This window comes from Micromonospora sp. AMSO12t (assembly GCF_008806585.1).
In the GTDB taxonomy this organism is placed as follows: Bacteria; Actinomycetota; Actinomycetes; order Mycobacteriales; family Micromonosporaceae; genus Micromonospora; species Micromonospora reichwaldensis.
In genome coordinates, this window is sequence record NZ_WAAS01000049.1 from 16,500 (window position 1) to 35,281 (window position 18,782).

Annotated in this window: 18 protein-coding genes; 2 read left to right on the forward strand and 16 right to left on the reverse strand. The window is 75.2% G+C overall.

The window, feature by feature from the left end; all coding sequences use genetic code 11:
- Positions 1-28 precede the first annotated feature (28 nt).
- The 10 genes from F6X68_RS10505 to rpe form a co-directional block, all read right to left on the reverse strand.
- Entirely contained in the window at positions 29-1,069 is a 1,041-nt protein-coding gene (locus F6X68_RS10505; protein ID WP_225852131.1) for a DMT family transporter, read from the reverse strand.
- The gene (gene hisG, locus F6X68_RS10510; protein WP_151454083.1) at positions 1,066-1,911 is read right to left on the reverse strand and encodes an ATP phosphoribosyltransferase; all 846 of its coding nucleotides are present in this window, start codon (positions 1,909-1,911) and stop codon (positions 1,066-1,068) included. The genes F6X68_RS10505 and hisG overlap by 4 nt, the downstream gene beginning before the upstream one ends.
- 45 nt (positions 1,912-1,956) lie before the next feature.
- Positions 1,957-2,220 carry a phosphoribosyl-ATP diphosphatase gene (locus F6X68_RS10515; RefSeq protein ID WP_088947482.1) on the reverse strand — a complete coding sequence of 88 codons (264 nt, stop codon included), beginning with the start codon at positions 2,218-2,220 and terminating at the stop codon, positions 1,957-1,959.
- 106 nt (positions 2,221-2,326) lie between these two features.
- On the reverse strand, positions 2,327-2,824 hold the full coding sequence (gene ribH, locus F6X68_RS10520; protein ID WP_151454084.1) for a 6,7-dimethyl-8-ribityllumazine synthase: 498 nt from the start codon (positions 2,822-2,824) through the stop codon (positions 2,327-2,329).
- Between the two features lie 2 nt (positions 2,825-2,826).
- Complete coding sequence (locus F6X68_RS10525; RefSeq protein WP_151454085.1) at positions 2,827-4,092, reverse strand: bifunctional 3,4-dihydroxy-2-butanone-4-phosphate synthase/GTP cyclohydrolase II; 1,266 nt, start codon at positions 4,090-4,092, stop codon at positions 2,827-2,829.
- A 67-nt stretch (positions 4,093-4,159) separates the two neighbouring features.
- The gene (gene pnuC / locus F6X68_RS10530) at positions 4,160-4,858 is read right to left on the reverse strand and encodes a nicotinamide riboside transporter PnuC (RefSeq protein ID WP_151454086.1); all 699 of its coding nucleotides are present in this window, start codon (positions 4,856-4,858) and stop codon (positions 4,160-4,162) included.
- The gene (locus F6X68_RS10535) at positions 4,858-5,538 is read right to left on the reverse strand and encodes a riboflavin synthase (RefSeq protein WP_151454087.1); all 681 of its coding nucleotides are present in this window, start codon (positions 5,536-5,538) and stop codon (positions 4,858-4,860) included. The genes pnuC and F6X68_RS10535 overlap by 1 nt, the downstream gene beginning before the upstream one ends.
- Before the next feature lies 1 nt (position 5,539).
- The gene (ribD, locus tag F6X68_RS10540; protein ID WP_151454088.1) at positions 5,540-6,601 is read right to left on the reverse strand and encodes a bifunctional diaminohydroxyphosphoribosylaminopyrimidine deaminase/5-amino-6-(5-phosphoribosylamino)uracil reductase RibD; all 1,062 of its coding nucleotides are present in this window, start codon (positions 6,599-6,601) and stop codon (positions 5,540-5,542) included.
- A 415-nt stretch (positions 6,602-7,016) separates the two neighbouring features.
- Positions 7,017-7,973, reverse strand: a complete 957-nt coding sequence (locus F6X68_RS10545; protein WP_121395205.1) for a response regulator — start codon at positions 7,971-7,973, stop codon at positions 7,017-7,019.
- 1 nt (position 7,974) lies between these two features.
- Positions 7,975-8,655, reverse strand: coding sequence for a ribulose-phosphate 3-epimerase (rpe, locus tag F6X68_RS10550; RefSeq protein ID WP_132240180.1), 681 nt, complete (start codon positions 8,653-8,655; stop codon positions 7,975-7,977).
- 246 nt (positions 8,656-8,901) lie between these two features.
- Here rpe and F6X68_RS10555 point away from each other — a divergent pair, with 246 nt between their 5' ends.
- Positions 8,902-9,789, forward strand: a complete 888-nt coding sequence (locus F6X68_RS10555; RefSeq protein ID WP_151454089.1) for a septum formation family protein — start codon at positions 8,902-8,904, stop codon at positions 9,787-9,789.
- A 114-nt stretch (positions 9,790-9,903) separates the two neighbouring features.
- Positions 9,904-10,794 carry a septum formation family protein gene (locus F6X68_RS10560; protein WP_151454090.1) on the forward strand — a complete coding sequence of 297 codons (891 nt, stop codon included), beginning with the start codon at positions 9,904-9,906 and terminating at the stop codon, positions 10,792-10,794.
- Between the two features lie 43 nt (positions 10,795-10,837).
- Here the strand turns inward: F6X68_RS10560 and F6X68_RS10565 are convergent, their stop codons facing one another.
- From F6X68_RS10565 to F6X68_RS10590, 6 genes are all read right to left on the reverse strand, one after another.
- The gene (locus F6X68_RS10565; RefSeq protein ID WP_151454091.1) at positions 10,838-12,577 is read right to left on the reverse strand and encodes a M28 family peptidase; all 1,740 of its coding nucleotides are present in this window, start codon (positions 12,575-12,577) and stop codon (positions 10,838-10,840) included.
- A 164-nt stretch (positions 12,578-12,741) separates the two neighbouring features.
- Positions 12,742-14,331, reverse strand: a complete 1,590-nt coding sequence (locus F6X68_RS10570) for an RsmB/NOP family class I SAM-dependent RNA methyltransferase (RefSeq protein WP_151454092.1) — start codon at positions 14,329-14,331, stop codon at positions 12,742-12,744.
- Positions 14,328-15,254: a methionyl-tRNA formyltransferase gene (gene fmt / locus F6X68_RS10575; RefSeq protein ID WP_151454093.1), complete on the reverse strand. Its 927-nt coding sequence runs from the start codon at positions 15,252-15,254 to the stop codon at positions 14,328-14,330. The genes F6X68_RS10570 and fmt overlap by 4 nt, the downstream gene beginning before the upstream one ends.
- Positions 15,255-15,258: 4 nt before the next feature.
- Complete coding sequence (gene def / locus F6X68_RS10580; protein ID WP_151454094.1) at positions 15,259-15,819, reverse strand: peptide deformylase; 561 nt, start codon at positions 15,817-15,819, stop codon at positions 15,259-15,261.
- 146 nt (positions 15,820-15,965) lie between these two features.
- A complete protein-coding gene (locus F6X68_RS10585; RefSeq protein WP_151454095.1) occupies positions 15,966-16,949 on the reverse strand; it encodes an AAA family ATPase in 984 nt (327 codons plus the stop codon).
- Between the two features lie 256 nt (positions 16,950-17,205).
- A partial coding sequence (locus F6X68_RS10590) for a primosome assembly protein PriA (protein WP_151454096.1) occupies positions 17,206-18,782 on the reverse strand: 1,577 nt, incomplete at its 5' end.

Here is an 18,782-nt window from a genome sequence, read left to right on the forward strand (position 1 = left end):
GTCCCGCGTACCGCCGGATCGTCGGCGCCTACCCCGGCGTCGCTGATCCGGCGGTCGCGGCGGGCGCCCCCGGACCGGCGGCGGTCGGCGGCACGGCGTCGCGCGGACCCCGCCGGCCGCCCCCTCGGCCGGCGACCAGGGCGGCCGCCAGGGTGAGCAGCGCGCCGGCAAGCACCGGCAGCCGCAGGCCGGGGCCGCCCGGCAGCAGCGCGTCCAGCAGCAGGGCGCCGCCCAGCTGGCCGGCGACCAGGGCGAGCCCGGTGCGCAGCACACCGACCGCCGGGACGCCGACCAGCAGGGCCGCCACGATGACGACGCCGAGCAGGCCGCCGGTGTAGAGGTACCAGTCGTCCGGCCAGGTCGGGCCCGGCCCGGTGAGGGCGCCGGCCAGCGCCGCGACCAGCAGCACGACGGGCGTGGCCGTGGCGAAGTTGACCACCATCCCGGCGGCGGCCGAACTGGCGGCGGAGACCCGCGCGTTCAGCGCGGACTGGAGCGCCACACCGAGCCCGCCGGCCACGGCGAGCAGGACCAGGCCGAGGGCGAGGTCGCCGACGGGCTGGCCGAGCTGGGCCAGCGTCACGGCGGTCACGCCGAGCAGCGCACCGGCCACCCGGGGCGGGGTGAGCGCCAGCCGCCCCACCGGCGCCAGCCCGGCCCGGTCGACGGCCAGCCCGCCGAGGCTGCCGCCGGCGACCTGGGCGATGGTGAAGAGCGCCACCCCGAGCACCGGGACGATGTACGCGCCGGCCAGCACGATGCCCGCGCCGCCGAGCCCGCCCAGGTACGTCCACCAGGGCAATCGGGCCCGGCGCAGCGCGGCCAGGCCGGTGCGCGCCGAGGGCAGCGCCAGGACCCCGAGGCCGACCAGCAGCGCCCCGCCGAGGTTGTTGACCACCGCGCCCAAGGTCGCGTTGCCGGCCCGCTCGCCCAGCTCGGCGTTGGCCGCGCCCTGGGCCGCCGAGGCGACGCCGGCGAGGGTGACCAGGGTCAGCGCCACCCACGGCGGCAGGGCCCGCGACACCGGGGACGGCGCCGGGGCACCCGCCGCCGTGGGCGAACGGCTCACAGCCGGCAGGCGTGGATGTTGGTGACCAGGATCGCGCGGGCCCCGAGCTCGTACAGCTCGTCCATGATCCGGTGCACGTCGTCGCGGAGCACCATCGCCTGCACCGCCACCCAGCCCTCGCGGTGCAGCGGGGAGACGGTCGGCGACTCGATGCCCGGGGTCAGCGAGCTGGCCCGGTCGAGCAGGCCGGCCGGCACGTCGTAGGCGAGCATCACGTAGCGGCGGGCGACCAGCACCCCGTGCAGCCGGCGCAGCAGCTGCGCGGCCTGCGGGTGGGCCTCGACGTCGGCGCGGCGGACCAGCACCGCCGACGAGCGCAGCAGCGGCTCGCCGAAGACCACCAGGCCGGCCTGGCGCAGCGTGGTGCCGGTCTCGACCACGTCGGCGACCACGTCGGCGACGCCGAGCCGGATGGCGTTCTCCACCGCGCCGTCGAGGCGGGTCACCTCGGCCTTGACGCCCAGCTCCGCGAGGTGCCGCTCCACGAGCCCCGGGTACGCGGTGGCGATCCGGTGCCCGCCCAGCTCCCGCACGTCGTCGACGTCCTCCGGGCGGGCGGCGAAGCGGAAGGTGGCCCGGCCGAAGTCGAGATCCATGACCTCCTCGGCCGGCGCGCCGGAGTCGATCAGCAGGTCCCGGCCGGTGATCCCGACGTCGAGGTCGCCGGAGCCGACGTAGGTGGCGATGTCCTTCGGGCGCAGGTAGAAGAATTCGACGTCGTTGGGCTCGTCCCGGCAGACCAGGTCCTTCGGGTCGGTGCGCTGGCGGTAGCCCGCCTCGCGCAGCATCTGGGCGGCCTTCTCGGCCAGGGCGCCCTTGTTCGGAATGGCGACACGCAGCATGACGGAGTGCTCCTTCGATCGAAACTGATCAACGACGGGGCGCACTCACAGATGTCGGTAGACGTCCTTCAGGTCGAGTCCGCTGGCCAGCATCAGCACCTGGACCTGGTAGAGCAGCTGGGAGATCTCCTCGGCGGTGCGTTCCGGCCCCTCGTGCTCGGCGGCCATCCACGACTCGGCCGCCTCCTCGACGACCTTCTTGCCGATGAAGTGCACGCCCTTCTCGAGCGCGGCGACCGTGCCCGAGCCGGGGGTGCCCGCAGCGGCCTTGGCCTGCAGCTCGGCGAACAACTCCTCGAACGTCTTCACGCCGCGATTCTTCCAGCCGCCCCGACGGCCCCGGTGCGCCGGGTCAGGCCCCGCTCACCGACCGGGAACGCGGCACGGCGTCGGCGCGGTCCCGGTCGGTCGGGGGTCAGCCGCCGAAGCCGACCCGCTGGCCGTTGCTGGCGAGGGCGCGGATGGCCAGGGCGGCGTCGAGGGCGGCGACGGTGGCCGACCAGCCCTTGTCCTCCGCCGAGTCGGGCAGCCCGGCCCGGTCCCGGGCCTGCGCGAGGGTGTCGACGGTCAGGACGCCGTGCGCGACCGGCTTGCCCTCGTCCAGCGCCACCCGGGTCAGCCCGTCGGTGACCGAGCGGCAGACGTAGTCGAAGTGGGCGGTGGCACCGCGGACCACCACGCCGAGCGCGACCACCACGTCGCAGCGCCGCGCGAGGGCCTGGGCCACCACGGGCAGCTCGACCGAGCCGGCCACCCGGGCGGTGACCGCCCGGGCCCCGCACGCCTCGGCGGCGGCGACCGCCCGGTCGAGCATGTGGTCGGTCAGCTCGCCGTGCCAGCGCGCCGCGACCACGCCGACGGTCATCCCGGCGGCGTCCACCGCCGTCACGCCCGGTTCACCGAAACCCGCCATGCCTACGCTCCGATCTCGTCGCCGAGGACCGGGCGGCCCATCGGGGCCTCGGTCACCTCGTCCAGCTCGTCCAGCAGGTGCCCCATCCGGTCCCGCTTGGTGCGCAGGTAGCGCACGTTCTCAGGGTGCGGGCGCACCGGCAGCCCCTCGCGGCCGGTGACGGTCAGCCCGTAGCCCTCCAGCCCGGCGCGCTTGGCCGGGTTGTTGGTGAGCAGCCGCATCGAGCGCACCCCGATGTCGTAGAGGATCTGCGCGCCGGTGCCGTAGTCGCGGGCGTCGGCCGGCAGGCCCAGGTCGAGGTTGGCGTCGACCGTGTCCCGGCCCTGGTCCTGGAGCTGGTACGCCTGGAGCTTGTGCAGCAGGCCGATGCCGCGCCCCTCGTGGCCGCGTACGTAGAGCACCACGCCCCGCCCCTCCCGGGCGACCCGGTCCAGGGCGGCGTCGAGCTGCGGGCCGCAGTCGCAGCGCACCGAGCCGAACACGTCCCCGGTGAGGCACTCGGAGTGCACCCGCACCAGCACGTCGCGCCCGTCGCCGATCTCGCCCGTGACCAGGGCGACGTGCTCGGCCGAGTCGTGCTCGCTGCGGTAGCCCAGGGCCCGGAACACGCCGTGCCGGGTGGGCATCCGGGCATCGGCGACCCGCTCGACCTGCTTCTCGGTCCGCCGCCGGTACGCGACCAGGTCGGCGATGGTGACCAGCGTCAGGGAGTGCTCGGCGCAGAACTTCTCCAGGTCCGGCACCCGCATCATGGTGCCGTCGTCGTTGACCAGCTCGCAGAGCACGCCGGCGGGGCGCAGCCCGGCCAGCCGGGTCAGGTCGACCGCCGCCTCGGTGTGGCCGGGCCGGCGCAGCACGCCGCCCTCGCGGGCCCGCAGCGGCACCACGTGCCCGGGGCGGGCCAGGTCGGCCGGGCCGGTGCCGGGGTCGGCGAGCAGCCGGATCGTGTGCGCCCGGTCGGCGGCGGAGATGCCGGTGCTGACGCCCTCCCGGGCGTCCACGGTCACCGTGTAGGCGGTGCCGCGCCGGTCCTGGTTGGTGTGGTGCTGCGGCGGCAGGTCCAGCCGGTCGCACTCGCTCTCGGTCAGCGGGGCGCAGATGTAGCCGGACGTGTGGCGCACCATGAAGGCGAGCAGCTCCGGCGTCGCCAGCTCGGCGGCGAAGATCAGGTCGCCCTCGTTCTCCCGGTCGGCGTCGTCGACCACGACGACGGGCCGACCGGCGGCGATGTCCGCCACCGCCTGCTCGATGCTCGCGAAGGTGCTCATGCCGACACCCCGCTGCGCCGCGTGCCGCCCTGAGGCGCCACCGCACCACGCCTGATGGTTCGCTCGCTCATGCCACGGCCTCCGAGTAGGTCGACGGGATCGGGGCGGGCGCCGGGCGGGCGGCCCGCGAGGTGCGCCACCAGGCGACCAGGCCCCAGGCGCAGAAGGCGCCGTAGACGAGGTACATGGCGGCCGATGGGTAGAACCCGCCGCGCAGCAGCAGCGGCACGCCGACCGCGTCGACGGCGATCCAGATGAGCCAGAAGTCCACCCAGCCGCGGGCCATGCCGTAGGTGGCGAGCAGGCTGCCGGTGAGGATCCAGGCGTCCGGCAGCGGCCCCCAGGAGCCGAGTGCGGCGAGCAGCGGGTACGCCGCGGCGGTGCCGATCCCGGCCGCGAGCAGCAGGCCGAGCCGTTCCCGGCCGGTGGCCCAGCGGGGCGCCACCGCGGCACCGTCGCCGTCGCCGCCCTGGCGGCGGTTGCGCGACCAGCGCCACCAGCCGTAGACGCTGACCGAGAAGAAGAAGACCTGCCGGCCCGCCTGCCCGTAGAGGTCGTGCGCCTGCGGGGTGGCGAAGACGCCGCCCAGGAAGACGGTGAACAGCAGCGCGTTGCCGATCATGCCGACGGGCCAGGCCCAGACCAGCCGGCGCAGGCCGAACACCGCCGAGGCCAGCCCGAACCCGTTGCCGACGATCTCCCGGACCAGCACCGGCGACCCGGCGATGTCGACCTGCGCGTCGAGCAGCCACCCGAGCGGGCCCATCAGGCCGCCTCGCCCGGCGCAGCATCCGGCAGGCCGGTGACCGGCGGCCCGCCGGGCGGGCCGGCGTCCGGCAGGGCGGGACCGGCCAGCCGGGCGCCGAGCAGCCGCTCGACGTACTTGGCGAGCACGTCCACCTCGAGGTTGACCGGGTCGCCGACGCCCCGGGCGCCGAGGGTGGTCAGCTTCAGCGTGGTCGGGATCAGGCCGACCGCGAACCAGTCCGGGCCGACGTCGGCGACGGTCAGCGAGACGCCGTCGACCGTGATCGAGCCCTTCTCCACCACGTACCGGGCCAGGGCGGCGGGCAGCCGGAACCGGACCGTCTCCCACTGCGCGGCCGGCTCGCGGGCGATCACCTCGCCGACGCCGTCGACGTGCCCCTGCACGAGGTGCCCGCCGAGGCGGCTGCCCAGCGCGGCGGCCCGCTCCAGGTTGACCGGGTCGCCGGCGCGCAGCGCGCCCAGCGCGGAGCGGCGCAGCGTCTCCCCCATCACGTCCGCGGTGAACGTCCCGTCGGTGACGTCGACCACGGTCAGGCAGACGCCGTTGACCGCGATCGAGTCGCCGTGCCGGGCGTCGGAGGTGACCAGCGGGCCGCGGACCGCGACCAGCGCCGAGTCACCCGCCGTCTCGGTGATCCGGACGACCTCACCCAACTCCTCGACGATGCCGGTGAACATGTCAGCCCTCCCTCTTTCGGGGCAGCGCGGTGATCCGCAGGTCGGGTCCGACCTGCGTGACGTCGACGAACTCCAGGTCGATGGCCTCGGCGATGGTGTTCACACCCGCGTCGACCAGGGCGGTCGGGCCGGCGCCGAGCAGCCGGGGCGCGACGTAGCCGACGATCTTGTCGACCAGGCCGGCGGCCAGGAAGGCGCCGGCCAGCTTCGGGCCGCCCTCCAGCAGCACGGCGCGGATTCCCCGCCCGTGCAGCGCGGCGAGCAGCGCCGGCAGGTCGACCCGGCCGTCGGGCCCGGTGCCGACCTCCGCCGCGGTGGCGATCCACGTGCGCGCCGCGCCGTCGCGGACGCGGGCGTCGGCTGGCGTACGACCCTCGGTGTCCACCACGACCCGCAGCGGCTGCCGGATGGCCAGCGTGCCGTCGCGCAGGTTGCGGGCGGTGAGCCGGGGGTCGTCGGCGAGCACCGTGCCGACCCCGGCGAGCACCGCGTCGACGGTGCCGCGTAGTGCGTGCACGTCCATCCGGGCGGCCTCGGAGGTGATCCACATGCTGGTGCCGTCGGCCGCCGCCGACCGGCCGTCCACCGTCGCGGCGAACTTCCAGATCACGTACGGCCAGCCCCGGCGCATCGAGGTCAGCCAGGCGATGTTGCCGGCCTCGGCCTCGGCCTCGCGTACCCCCGTGTCGACCTGGATCCCGGCGGCGCGCAACGTGGCGGCGCCCCCGGTGGCGAGCGGGTTGGGGTCGGGCACGGCGATGACGACCCGGGCGACTCCGGCGCGCACCAGCGCGGTGCTGCAGGGGCCGGTTCGGCCGGTGTGGTCGCAGGGTTCCAGGGTGACCACGGCGGTGCCGCCACGGGCCCGCTCCCCCGCCTGGGCGAGCGCGACGATCTCGGCGTGCGGCCCGCCGGCGTAGGCGTGGAATCCCTCGCCGACCACCTGCCCGTCGGCGTCGAGCAGCACGCAGCCGACCACCGGGTTGGGGCTGGTCGTGCCGAGACCGCGCGCGGCGAGTTCCACCGCGCGACGCATCGCCTCGTCTACGGAGACGCCGGCCATGCCCTGCCCTCTCACTCGCCGGTCGACGCGCGGGCGGACACGGGAGGCAACGGCATGGGGCCGCGAGCGTGCGGCGGCGGAGATCCGGGTACGGCGGGGCCGCCCCGGGGGGCGCGCACGGCACGCTGAACTCAGCGGCCGGGCAGGGCCCGTCCGTCCCGCGCGCTGTCTCCCATCCGGACTGTCTGGGGGCGGGGTTTCCCGCTCCCAACCGTCGGCCCCGGATTCTCACCAGGTCCACCGGGCGGCACGAGGCCGACCGGGTCGCGGGCTTACCACGGTCACACCGTGGATCACCGCCGGTTCGGAATTACACCGAGTCCCGCCAGCGCGTGGTGGGTACACGGGAAGTGTTACACGCCGGACGGGGGGTCGTGCCACCCGGGCGTGGTACTTCACAGCAACAGCGCACGAATCAGGTAACCCCGCGCCGGCGGTCCACCGCCACGTACGAGCCGGGTTGGCTCTTGGCCACCGTCTTCATCTCCGAGGCGACCGCGATCGCCTCCAGCGGGTCGGTGAACCGCTTGCCGGAGTCGGAGAGGGACACGCCGATCGACAGGGTGACCAGGGCGGCCCGCCGGATGTTGCCCCGGCGGTCCTTCAGCTCCACGTAGCCGCGCGCGGCGTCGACCGGGTCGTAGAGCGAGTCGGCGGCCTTCTCGAAGTCGGCGGAGACCCGGGAGGTGAGCGGGCGGACCTGCTCCGGGGCGCAGACGATGACGAAGTCGTCCCCGCCGACGTGCCCCAGGAAGGCCGGCGGCAGCCCGACCGAGACCACCGCCCGGTGCAGGCTGCGGGCCAGGGCCGAGATGAAGTCGTCGCCGCGGACGAAGCCGTACCGGTCGTTGACGCTCTTGAACCGGTCGATGTCGATGTAGCCGACGGCGTAGTCGACCCCGCTGCGGACGCGGTCGGAGATCTCCCGGCGGATCCGGCTGTTGCCGGGCAGCCCGGTCAGCGGCGAGACCTCGCGGAACTCCTTGTTGCGGCGCAGCGTGGAGCTGACCCGGGCGACCAGTTCGGCGGTGTCGAAGGGCTTGACCAGGTAGTCGTCGGCGCCGGCGCTGAGCCCGTGCACCTTGTCCACCGTCATGCCCTTGGCGGTCAGCATGATCACCGGCAGGGCCGAGGTCATCGGGTCGGCGCGCAGCCGCCGGGTCAGTTCCAACCCGTCGATGCGCGGCATCATCAGGTCGACCACCGCCAGGTCGGGTCGCTGGCGCTCGATCACCTCGAGCGCCTCCTGCCCGTCGCTGGCGTGGATCACCTCGAAGCCGTGCAGCCGGAGGTTGAACGCGACGAAACGCGCGATGTCCTCGTCGTCGTCGACGACGAGGATGACGTCCGGACGGTCGCCGGCCGGTTCCACGTCAGGCCCCGGGGGCGGCGTGTTCCGCGAGTGCCCGCAGCTTCCGGATGGCCTCGGCGGGGTCGTCGGCGCCGTAGACGGCGGTGCCGGCGACGAACGCGTCGGCCCCCGCCTCGGCCGCCTGGGCGATGGTGTCGGCGGCGATGCCGCCGTCGACCTCGATGCGCAGTTCGAGGTGGCCGGCGTCGACGTGCCGGCGGGCCGTACGCACCTTGTCGAGCAGCTGCGGGATGAACCGCTGCCCGCCGAAGCCGGCCTTGATGGTCATGATCAGCAGCGTGTCGAAGCTCGGCAACAGCTCCAGGTACGGCTCGATCGGGGTGTCCCGGTCGATCGCCAGCCCGGCCTTGGCCCCCGCCGAGCGCAGGTCCTTGGCCAGGGCCACCGGGTCGTCGCACGCCTCGGCGTGGAAGGTGACGTTGTACGCCCCGGCGTCGGCGTAGCCGGGCGCCCAGCGGCGCGGGTCCTCGATCATCAGGTGCACGTCGAAGGGCAGCTCGGTGGCGGCCCGCAGGCTCTGCACCACGGGCAGCCCGATGGTCAGGTTGGGCACGAAGTGGTTGTCCATGACATCCACGTGCAGCCAGTCCGCGGCGTTCTCGACGGCGCGGACCTCCTCGGCGAGGCGGGCGAAATCGGCGGCGAGGATGCTGGGCGCGACGATCGGCGGCGGTACGGTCACCGGGCCAGTGTACGAACGTGGCCGACGGCCGCCCGCAGCACGCCACCAACGGGACACCCGGTGACCCGGCGGTGACCAGTGGTGCAGAATTGGTCCTCCCGGCTCGGCGAAACCGGACGAAGGACCATCCGTGACTGGCCGGACGACGGAAACGCGGCGAGACTCCATCAGGGACGGTGACGTGAGCCGCACGCCCGCGCGGTGCCCGGCGGCGGTCGACGCGTCAGCTCCCGGAAAGGGCGGACGATGCGACGGTGGCTCGCGGCGCTGGCGCTGGCCGGCACGCTGACGGTCCTGCTGTCCGGCTGCGTGCGACCGGGCGGCTCCGACGGCGACCTCACCGACGACTGGCCGGCCCTGCGGGCGCCGCAGCTGTTCGTGCCGGCCACCGACGCCTGCCTGCCCCGGATCACCGCCGTCGTGCAGGCCCGCACCTACGAGGCGGTGGACTGCTCCCGCAACCACCTGGCCGAGACCGTGCACGTGGGCAGGTTCGCCGGGCCGACCGCCGACGGCGACCGACCCGAACCGGGATCCGCGACCCTGCGGCCCGCCCGCGCCGAGTGCGACCAGCGCGCCCGCGAGGTGCTCGGCGGCGACTGGCACGCCGCCCGCATCGCCCTCACCGTCGCGCTGCCCTCCGCCCCCGCGTGGCGCGCGGGCGCCCGCTGGTTCCGCTGCGACCTGAGCGAGACCGGCAGCATCGACAACACCCGGCCGGTGAACCGCACGGGCAGCCTGCGGGGCGCGATGATCGGCGACTCCCCGCTGCTGCACCGCTGCTTCGACCCCAAGCTGATCGGCGACAACCTGAACTACATGGCCCCGGTGCTGTGCACCGAGCCGCACCGCGCCGAGTTCGTCGGCGTCTACCTGGAGCGGGACATGACCTGGGCCGAGTTCGGCCGGTCCCACCAGCAGGCGCACACGCGCTGCATGGCGCTCATCGCCGCCTTCGCCGAGGTGCCCGTCAACAGCGACCTGCCGTACCGGGCGGGCTCGATCTTCTATCCCCCGTCGCAGCGGGAGTGGCAGGAGGGCGACCGGGGCGTGCGGTGTTTCCTGTGGAGCGACGATCGGAAGCTGACCCGTTCCATGCGGGGCGCCGGCCCGCAAGGGTTGCCCGCGAGCTGAGCGGGGGTGCCGTATGCTGCCGCACCGTGGCGTGTCCGGCCGCCTCCGCGCCGGCGGGACCGTCGCGCTGGCCGCCGCCGCCGGGGTGCGGCCCACGAACGGCGGGAGGTCGGGATGCGACGGTGGTGGACGGCGGCCACGGTGGGCGCGGTGGCGGCCCTGGCGCTCGCCGGTTGCGGCACCCCGGCCGGCACCGACCGTGACCTGACCGACGACTGGCCGGCGCCCGCCGCGCCGCAGGCGTTCGTGCCCGCCGCCGGGGTCTGCCACGCCGGCGTGCAGGACGTCGGCTACCTCACCGCCTACCACCCCGTCGACTGCGCCGTGTCGCACCGCACGGAGACCGTGCACGTCGGCACGCTGACCGGGGCGGGAGCCGACCGGGTCACGCCCCCACCGGCCGGCTCGGCCGGCATGCGCGCCGCCCGCGCCGAGTGCGACGCGAAGGTCAACCGGATGGTCGGCGGCGACTGGCGCTCGGGCCGGCTCGGGCTGAGCGTGGTGCTGCCGTCGCCGCAGGCGTGGGGCGGCGGCGCCCGCTGGTTCCGCTGCGACCTGAGCGAGCAGACCAGCCTCGACGAGGCCGGCGCGAAGGCCCGCACGGGCAGCCTGAAGGGCGCGCTGACCGGCGCCGCCCCGCTCGCCCACCGCTGCTTCAACCCGAGGACGCGGGCCGACGAGGTGCGGGAGATGGTGCCGGTCGCCTGCACCAGCAAGCACCGCGCCGAGTTCGTCGGGGTGTGGCAGGCCCCCGACACCAGCTACGACGACTTCGGCCGGGACACCCGGAAGGTGCACCGGGCGTGCCGGACGCTGATCGCGAAGTACGCGAGGGTGCCGGACAACGGCGACCTGCAGTACCGGGCCGGCTCGATCTACTACCACCCGTTCGAGCGGGAGTGGCGCAACGGCAACCGCGGCGTGCAGTGCTTCCTGTGGGTCAGCGACCGCAACCTCACCCGGTCGGTGAAGGGCGCCGGCACGAAGGGCCTGCCGGTCACCTGAGCGGGGCGGTCAGCGTGGCCGACCGCCCCGACCCTGTGGTGTGTCAGCTGGCCTGGAGCGTCACGTCGTCGACGACGAAGCTGGTCTGCAACGAGGCGTCCTCCGTGCCGGTGAACTTCAGCGTCACCGTCTGGCCCGCGAACCCGGCCACGTTGAACGACCGCTGCGCGTAGCCCGCCGCCGCGTTCAGGTTCGAGTACGTCGCCAGCGTCGTCGAACCCGCCTGCACCACCAACCGGTCGTACGCGGTGCTCGTCGTCGTCTCCGCCGTGTCGACGTGCAGCCAGAACGACAGCGTGTAGCTCGCACAGCCCGCCGGAATCGTCACCGACTGCGACAGCGTCTCGGTCCGCGTCGAGCCGTAGCCCAGCAGCCACGCCTTGTACGAGCCCGTCCGCGCCGGCTGGCGGGTGTCGTTGGTGATCACGCCGGACGACGCCGTCCACGGCGACGACCCGCTCTCGAACCCGCCGTTGCCGATGAGCTGGCCGCCGGAGCAGCCGCCGCTGCCGCCGACGGTCAGCGTGTAGCTGGCCGAGCGCGTGGCGCCGGAGCCCGCGCCGGTGACCGTGACGGTGTAGGTGCCCAGCGTCGCCGAGGCCGACGCGCTGAGGGTCAGGGTCGCGGAGCCGCCGGAGGTGACCGACGACGGGCTGAACGAGGCGGTGACGCCCGCCGGCAGGCCGGTCGCCGACAGGCCCACCGTCTGGGCCGTGCCGGCGGTGGTGGCCGTGGAGACCGTCGCCGTGGTCGACGCGCCCCGCTGCACCGAGCCCGACGTCGGGCTCACCGCGACGGAGAAGTCGTTGGTCGCCGAGCCCACGGCGAGCTGCCAGATGGCGTAGGCGATCCCGTCGGCGCTGCGGTTGAGGACCGTGGCGCTGACGTTCGAGGTGGTGTCACAGGACCGGTGGTAGCACGGGTCGTACGCCGAGCCGGACGTGCCGCCCCACTTGGTGGCCTGCGCCGAGGTCTTCCGGGCGCTGGCGCCCGCGGCGTACCCGGAGGTCTGGATGCCGGCCTGCGCGAACGGGTAGTCGTCGGAGCGTCCCTGGCCCTCGACGTTCTCCTCGGGCTGGATGTTCAGCGAGTCCCAGTACGCCTTCAGGGGGGCGGCTGTGGCGGAGGTGATCCGGTTGATGAAGTAGCCGCCGTTGGTGGAGCCGATCATGTCGAAGTTGTAGTAGCCCTTGATGTAGCCCCGCTGGGTGGCGCTCAGCGAGCGGACGTAGAAGTCCGAGCCGTTGAGGCCCTGCTCCTCGTCGGTCCACCAGGCGAACCGGACCCGCTTGGTCATCGTCGGGTTCTGCCGGGCCAGCACCAGCGCGTTCTCCAGCAGCGCGGACGAGCCGGTGGCGTTGTCGTTGATGCCCGGGCCGGCGGAGACGCCGTCGAGGTGCGAGCCGAACATGACGACCTGGTCGGCGGGTCCGCCCGGCCACTCGGCGATCAGGTTGTTCGACCGGTACGTGCAGTCGGTGCAGACCTGCTCGGTGACCGTGTAACCGGCGGCCTGGAGCTTCGTCTTGACGTACGCGACGGAGGCCGTGTAGCCGGCGGACCCGGCCCGCCGGTTGCCGCCGTTCTGGGTGGCGATGGTCTGGAACTGCGTGAGGTGGGCCTGGACGTTGGCCACCGCGATGTCCGGCGCCGCCAGGGCCTGCGCGGCGGGCGCGAGCACGCCGGCGGACGGGGCCGCCGCCGCCGGCGCCACGGTCAGCGTCGCCACGCCGCCGGCGGCGACGGCGAGCGCGAGGCCAGCGGTCAGGATGCTTCGTTTCATGGACGCTCCTCGATAGGTGACGACATGATGCCACCTCGGAGCGCAGTTTGGGGAGACAGTGGAGGGACGGCGATCCCGGCCGCCGGCGCGCCGTGCGCACGACGGCCCCGGGCGTCGCCGGCCCGCCCCGACCGGGGCGGACCGGTTTGTCCCGTGCGCCCCGCTCAGGTGCGGCGGAGCATCGCGAGGAACATCGCGTCGGTGCCGTGCCGGTGCGGCCACAACTGCACCGTCGGCCCGTCGCCGAGGCCGGGCATGCCCGCCGGCAGCAGCGGCCGGGCGTCGACGAAGTCGACCGGCACCCCGGAGCGGCGGGCCGCCTCGGTCACCGTCACGTGCGTCTCCACGGTGTGCGGGGAGCACGTCACGTAGGCGACCAGCCCGCCCGGCCGGACGGCGCGCAGCGCCGCGGCCAGCAGCTCACGCTGCAACCGGGTCAGCGGCGGCAGGTCCGAGGGCTGACGCCGCCAGCGCGACTCCGGGCGACGGCGCAGCGACCCCAGCCCCGTGCAGGGCGCGTCGACGAGCACCCGGTCGAAGTGCGCCTCCGGCAGCTTCGGGTCCGCGCCGACGGTGCGGCCGTCAATGTTCAGCACGCTCACGGGCAGGCCCCGGGTGGCCTGCTCGACCAGCCGGGCCCGGTGCTCCGAGACCTCGACCGCGGTCAGCCGCGCGTCCCGCTGGGCGGCGAGGGCGCCGAGCAGGCCGGACTTGCCACCCGGTCCGGCGCACAGGTCCAACCAGCGCCCGTCCGGGCCGTCGAGCGGGGCCACCGCCAGGGCGTTGGCCACCAGCTGGGAACCCTCGTCCTGCACGTGGGCGCGCCCCTGCGCGAGCGCCGGCAGGTCGCCGGGCGCCCCACCGGAGAGATAGACCGCGTACGGGGAGAAGGCCCCCGGCGCCCCGCCGGCCTCGTCGGCCAACTCCGCCGGATCGGCCAGCCCCGGCCGGGCGCACAGGTGCACCGGCGGGCGCTCGTTGTCCTCGATGAGCAGCCGGGTGGTCTCGCCGAGGTCGCCGCCGAGCGCCTCGGCGAAGGCCCGCACGATCCACTGCGGATGGCTGTACGCCAGGGCCAGGTGCCCGATCGGGTCGCTCTCCGCCGACGGGGCCAGCTTGGCCACCCAGGCGTCGGCGTCACGGCCGGCCACCTCGCGCAGCACCGCGTTGGCGAAGCCCGTCGCGCCGACACCCACCGACTTGACCAGGTCGACGGTCGAGGAGACGGCGGCGTGCGCCGGCACCCGCGTGTGCAGGAGCTGGTACGCCCCGAGCCGCAGCGCGTCGCGCACCGGCGGGTCGATGCGCTGCACGTCCCGCCCGGCGGCGTCGCCGAGGATCGCGTCGAGGGTGCCGAGGTGGCGCAGCGTGCCGTAGGTCAGCTCGGTGGCGAAGGCGGCGTCCCGGCCGACCAGCCCCGCGTCGCGCAGGAGTGACGGGAGCACCAGGTTGGCGTACGCGTCGTCCCGGTGCACCGCCGCGACCGCCTCGTAGGCCACCTGGCGGGGCAGGTCCACCGTCGGGCGGGCCGGGGGACGCCGGCCGCCGTCGCGGCGATCACCGCCGGCCCGGGCACCCCACTGGCCGCCCCGCGCCGGCCGCTCGCCGCGCTGGCCGCCCGGGGGACGCTGCTCGCGCCCGCCGAACCGCTCACCGCCGAACCGTTGGCCCTCGGAGCGCTCACCGCCGGAGCGCTCACCGTGCCGTTCGCCGGAGAAGCGGTCGCCCGAGGGCCGTTCCGAAGTGCCCGTCACGCGACTTCCTCCCCTGCGGCGACCCGGACGCCCCGCGCCCAGTCGGTCGCCGGCATCGCCCGCTTGCCCGCCGCCCGGACCTCGCCGAGCCGCACCGGGGTGGTGGCCGTGCCGGCCAGCACCCGGGACTTCTCCACCAACAGCTCGCCCGGCTTCAACTCCGGACCGTCGGGCACCGGGGTGACCGGACCCAGCTTGACGCGCTCGCCCCGGAACGTCGTCCACGGGCCGGGCGCCGGAGTGCAGGCCCGGATCCGCCGGTCCACGGCGAAGGCGGGATCGGACCAGCGCACCCGGGCGTCCTCCACGGTCAGCTTCGGCGCCAGCGACACCCCGTCGGCGGGCTGCGGCTCAGCCCGTGCCGTGCCGTCGTCGATCGCGTCGAGGACGGCCACCAGCAGGCCGGCGCCGGAGTGGGCCAACCGCTCCAACAGGTCGCCGGACGTGTCGGCCGGACGGATCTCGTCGGTCAGCGTGCCGTAGACCGGACCGGTGTCCAGCCCCTCTTCCAGCTGGAACACGCTCGCCCCCGTCAGCTCGTCGCCGTGCAGCACGGCGTGCTGCACGGGCGCGGCCCCGCGCCAGGCGGGCAGCAGCGAGAAGTGCAGGTTGATCCAGCCGTGGCGGGGGATCTCCAGGGCGGCCGGCGGCACCAGCGCGCCGTAGGCGACCACGGGGACGCAGTCGGGGGCCAGCTCGCGCAGCCGGTCCTGGAACTCCGGCTCACGCGGCCGGGCGGGGGTGAGCACCTCGATCCCGTGCTCGTCGGCCCACGCCCCGACCGGGGAGCGGGCCAGCCCGCGACCGCGTCCGGCGGGGGCGTCCGGCCGGGTGACCACGGCGACGAGCTCGTGCCGGGAGGCGGCCACGGCGGCCAGGGCGGGAACGGCGACGGCCGGCGTGCCGGCGAAGATCACGCGCACCGGCTCACCGCCCCAGGCCGAAGGGGCTGCCCGAGGCGTGCGGGTTGAGCTTGACCGTCGGCGGGGTGGCCGCGTCGTACCACTCCGCCTGGCGGATCGCCTTCATCGCCTCCTTGCGCCCGGCCGGGTCCAGCCGGTCCACGAAGAGCACCCCGTCGAGGTGGTCGGTCTCGTGCTGCACGCAGCGGGCCATCAGACCGGTGCCGACGATCTGCATCGGGTCGCCGTAGCCGTTGAAGCCCTTGGCGATCACGTTCTGCCGGCGCTTGGTGTCGAAGTAGAGGCCGGGGATGGACAGGCAGCCCTCGGGGCCGTCCTGCTCCTCGGCGTCAGGAAACTCCAGCACCGGGTTGACCAGGTGGCCGACCACGTCGTCGACGTCGAAGGTGAACACCCGCAGGCCCACACCGAGCTGCGGCGCGGCGAGGCCGGCGCCGTTCTGCTCACGCATCGTGTCGGTCAGGTCGGCGACGAGCTTGCGCAGCTCGACGTCGAAGTCGACCACCGGATCGGCCGGCGTGCGCAGCACCGGATCCCCGAACAGACGGATGGGCTGGACGGTCACTCGGCATGGCTCCTTCGGCGGGCGGACTGGTGCCGTACCAGTCTACGGAGTGCCGTCGGTCGCCCCGGTCGGCGTACCGCGAAGCGCCGCGGCCCGTCACGTGTCGATGGTCACCGGGAGGCGCCCACGGCCGCGCAGGAAGCGGCTCAGACGCCGGTGCCCGGCTCCCCTGCCAGGACCGCGTCGCCGCCGAGCAGGGCGTGCTCGGGCAACGGCAGCTCGATGGAGTGGGCGGCCTCCCAGTCGTGGATCAGGCCGGGCCGGGCCTGGGCGGCGAAGTAGTCCACCGCGCTCATTCCGCCGACCACCGGCTCGTCCACCTCGGCGACGAGTTGGGCCGGCACCAGGCGGAAGCCGTTCTGGAGGGCGGCGCTGAGGCGGCGGTGCCCGTCGACGACGAAGAAGTACTCGCCGGTGTAGCCGATCCGCAGGGGCTCCAGCGCCTCGTCGCCGGCGGCGGCCACCTCGCCGACGAACTCCGAGTCCCACAGGTCGCGCAGGTGGGCGATGTCCTCGGTCGGGTAGACGCGGGCCGGGTCGAGCAGCAGCAGCGGCGGCGCGTCGCGCAGCACGTCCGCGCCCAGCCGGCCCTCGTACGCGTCGATGATGTGCTCGATGACCTCGGAGGCCGAGGCGCGGGTGGTGTCGCAGATCAGGTCGTAGTTGCGCAGCCGGGCCTTGTCCACCCCGTAGCGGACGATGAACCGGCCCCGCTCGCTCTCGCTGCGCTCCAGCAGCTTGGCCTTGGCCTCCTCCATCGAGGCGTAGCTCTCGGCCGGGCCGGAGGGGCGGGCGAGCACCCGTCGGGCCGCCTCGCCCGGCTCGGTGATCATGTGCACCTTGAGCGCGTCCGTGAAGAAGTGCCAGGCCAGCCGGGAGTCCATGACGAGCCGCTCGCCCGAGGCCGCGATGTCCCGCTGGAGCTGGTCGACGTAGCCGTCGACGGCCTGGTCCAGCTCCGCGTGCAGGTTGAGCTGGAGCGCGGTCATCTTCCGCTCCTGCGCCATCTGGCGGTAGAGGTCACCGACGCTGACCCGGCGCAGGCCGAGCCGCTCGGCGATCACCACGGAGACGGTGCTCTTGCCGCTGCCGAGGTCACCATTGAAGACGATCGACTGACGAACGGTCACGACTGGTCCACCCCTGATCACCGGCTGTTTGGAATCATCGACACCGCGCCGAACCGACGCGCTCCCGCCATCGTCGCGCGATCCTGCGACGACCCCGGCTCGGCGCGATTGGCGCCGCGCCGCGACCTGGAGCCGTCGTACGCCCGGGCATGACGGGCGATGCTATCACCCGCGTGTCGACACACCGCCGGACACGGCGTGCGACGACGGGCCAGGTCGGGCGGTGGGGGCGGCGCCGGATCGGCCGGGCCGTCGGTCAGAAGAGGGCCAGCGGGTCGACCTGGAGGCGGACCGGCTCGGCGGCCTTGCGGGCGGTGCGCACCCCCGCCGCCGAGTGCAGCGCGCCGGCCAGCGCGCCGGCCCGGGCCCGGGGGACCCGGACCAGCATCCGCTCGCGCTCCCCGTCGGCCGGCACCGGCCCGAGCAGCTCGGCCTCCGCCGGCAGCCGGGCCTCGGCCAGCAGGTCGGCCACGGCGGCCGGCAGGCCGGTCACGCTGGCCATCCGCACCGCCGGCGGGAAGCCAAGCTCCCGCCGTTCGGCCAGCTCCCGGGCGGCGAACCAGCCGGCGTCCCAGCGCAGCAGCGCCTGTACGGGGGCGAGGGCCCCGTCGGCGACCACCACCACCCGGCCCCCGGCGGCGGCGGGACGGGCCAGCGCGGCGGCCGCCAGCCAGCGGCGCAGCGCCTCCTCCCCCGCCCGCAGGTCGGCCCGCGTGAGCAGGGCCCACGAGTCGAGCAGCAGCACCGCCCCGAAGCCGCCGTCGGCGACCGGCTCGGCGCCGGGGGTGGCGATGACCAGGCCGGCGCCGCCCGGGACCGTGGCCAGCACCTCCTCCCGCCCGGAGGTCCGCACCGGCACGCCGGGGAAGGCCCGGCCCAGTTCCTCGGCGGTGCGCCGGGCGCCGGTGACGGAGGCACGCAGCCGCCGCCCGCCGCACTCCGGGCAGGCGTACGCGGCGGCGACCCGCCCGCACCAGCGGCAGGCCGGGGTGCCCTCGGCGGAGGGCAGCGCGAGCGGGCCGGCGCAGTGCGGGCACCGGGCCGGGGTGCGGCACTCGGCACAGGCCACCGACGGCAGGTAGCCACGGCGGGGCACCTGGACCAGCACCGGCAGGTCCGCCCGGAGCGACTCCCGGGCGGTCGTCCAGGCCAGGCTGGGCAGCCGGGCGGTGGCCGCCCCTGGGTCCCGGGCCAGCTGCGGGTCGTCGCCGGTCGGCGCGATCGCCGGCATCCGGGCCCGGAGGGTGGCCCGGTCGGCCACCACCTCGCGGGCCCATCCGGTCTCCACCAGCAGCTGCGCCTCGGCGGTGCGGGTGTAGCCGCCCACCAGCGCCGCGGCGTCGCCGAGCTGGGCGCGGGTGAGCAGCACCTCCCGGGCGTGCGGATAGGGGGCCCGGGGCTCGGCGTGCAGGTCGTCGCCGTCGTCCCAGATCGCCACCAGCCCGAGCCGGGCGACCGGGGCGAACATCGCGGCCCTGGTGCCGACCACCACCGCCACGTCGCCGCGCCGGGCGGCGAGGAACGCCCGGTAGCGCCGGGCGGGACCGAGCGCGGCGGAGAGGCAGACGTGCCGCCCCGGACCCAGGGCGTCGTGCAGCGCGGCGTCGAGACGGTCCAGGTCGCGGTTGTCGGCGACGACCACCACCGCGCCCCGACCGCCGGCCACGGTGGCGGCGACGGCCTCGGCGTACCGGGCGGGCCAGTCCTCCCCCGGCAGCGCCGACCAGACGGCCCGGGCGGCCCGGCCTTCGGCGAGCGCCCGGAGCAGGGCCGGCCCGGCCGGGTAGTCCCGCCAGGCGTCGGGACCGGGGCCGGCCGGCGCAGCGGGGCCCT

Coding starts and splice junctions, on each gene's coding strand:
- hisG (WP_151454083.1), bottom strand. CDS start 1,911: ATGCTGCGTGTCGCCATTCCGAACAAGGGCGCCCTGGCCGAGAAGGCC.
- ribH (WP_151454084.1), bottom strand. CDS start 2,824: ATGGCGGGTTTCGGTGAACCGGGCGTGACGGCGGTGGACGCCGCCGGG.
- F6X68_RS10525 (WP_151454085.1), bottom strand. CDS start 4,092: ATGAGCACCTTCGCGAGCATCGAGCAGGCGGTGGCGGACATCGCCGCC.
- pnuC (WP_151454086.1), bottom strand. CDS start 4,858: ATGGGCCCGCTCGGGTGGCTGCTCGACGCGCAGGTCGACATCGCCGGG.
- F6X68_RS10535 (WP_151454087.1), bottom strand. CDS start 5,538: ATGTTCACCGGCATCGTCGAGGAGTTGGGTGAGGTCGTCCGGATCACC.
- ribD (WP_151454088.1), bottom strand. CDS start 6,601: ATGGCCGGCGTCTCCGTAGACGAGGCGATGCGTCGCGCGGTGGAACTC.
- F6X68_RS10555 (WP_151454089.1), top strand. CDS start 8,902: ATGCGACGGTGGCTCGCGGCGCTGGCGCTGGCCGGCACGCTGACGGTC.
- F6X68_RS10560 (WP_151454090.1), top strand. CDS start 9,904: ATGCGACGGTGGTGGACGGCGGCCACGGTGGGCGCGGTGGCGGCCCTG.
- F6X68_RS10565 (WP_151454091.1), bottom strand. CDS start 12,577: ATGAAACGAAGCATCCTGACCGCTGGCCTCGCGCTCGCCGTCGCCGCC.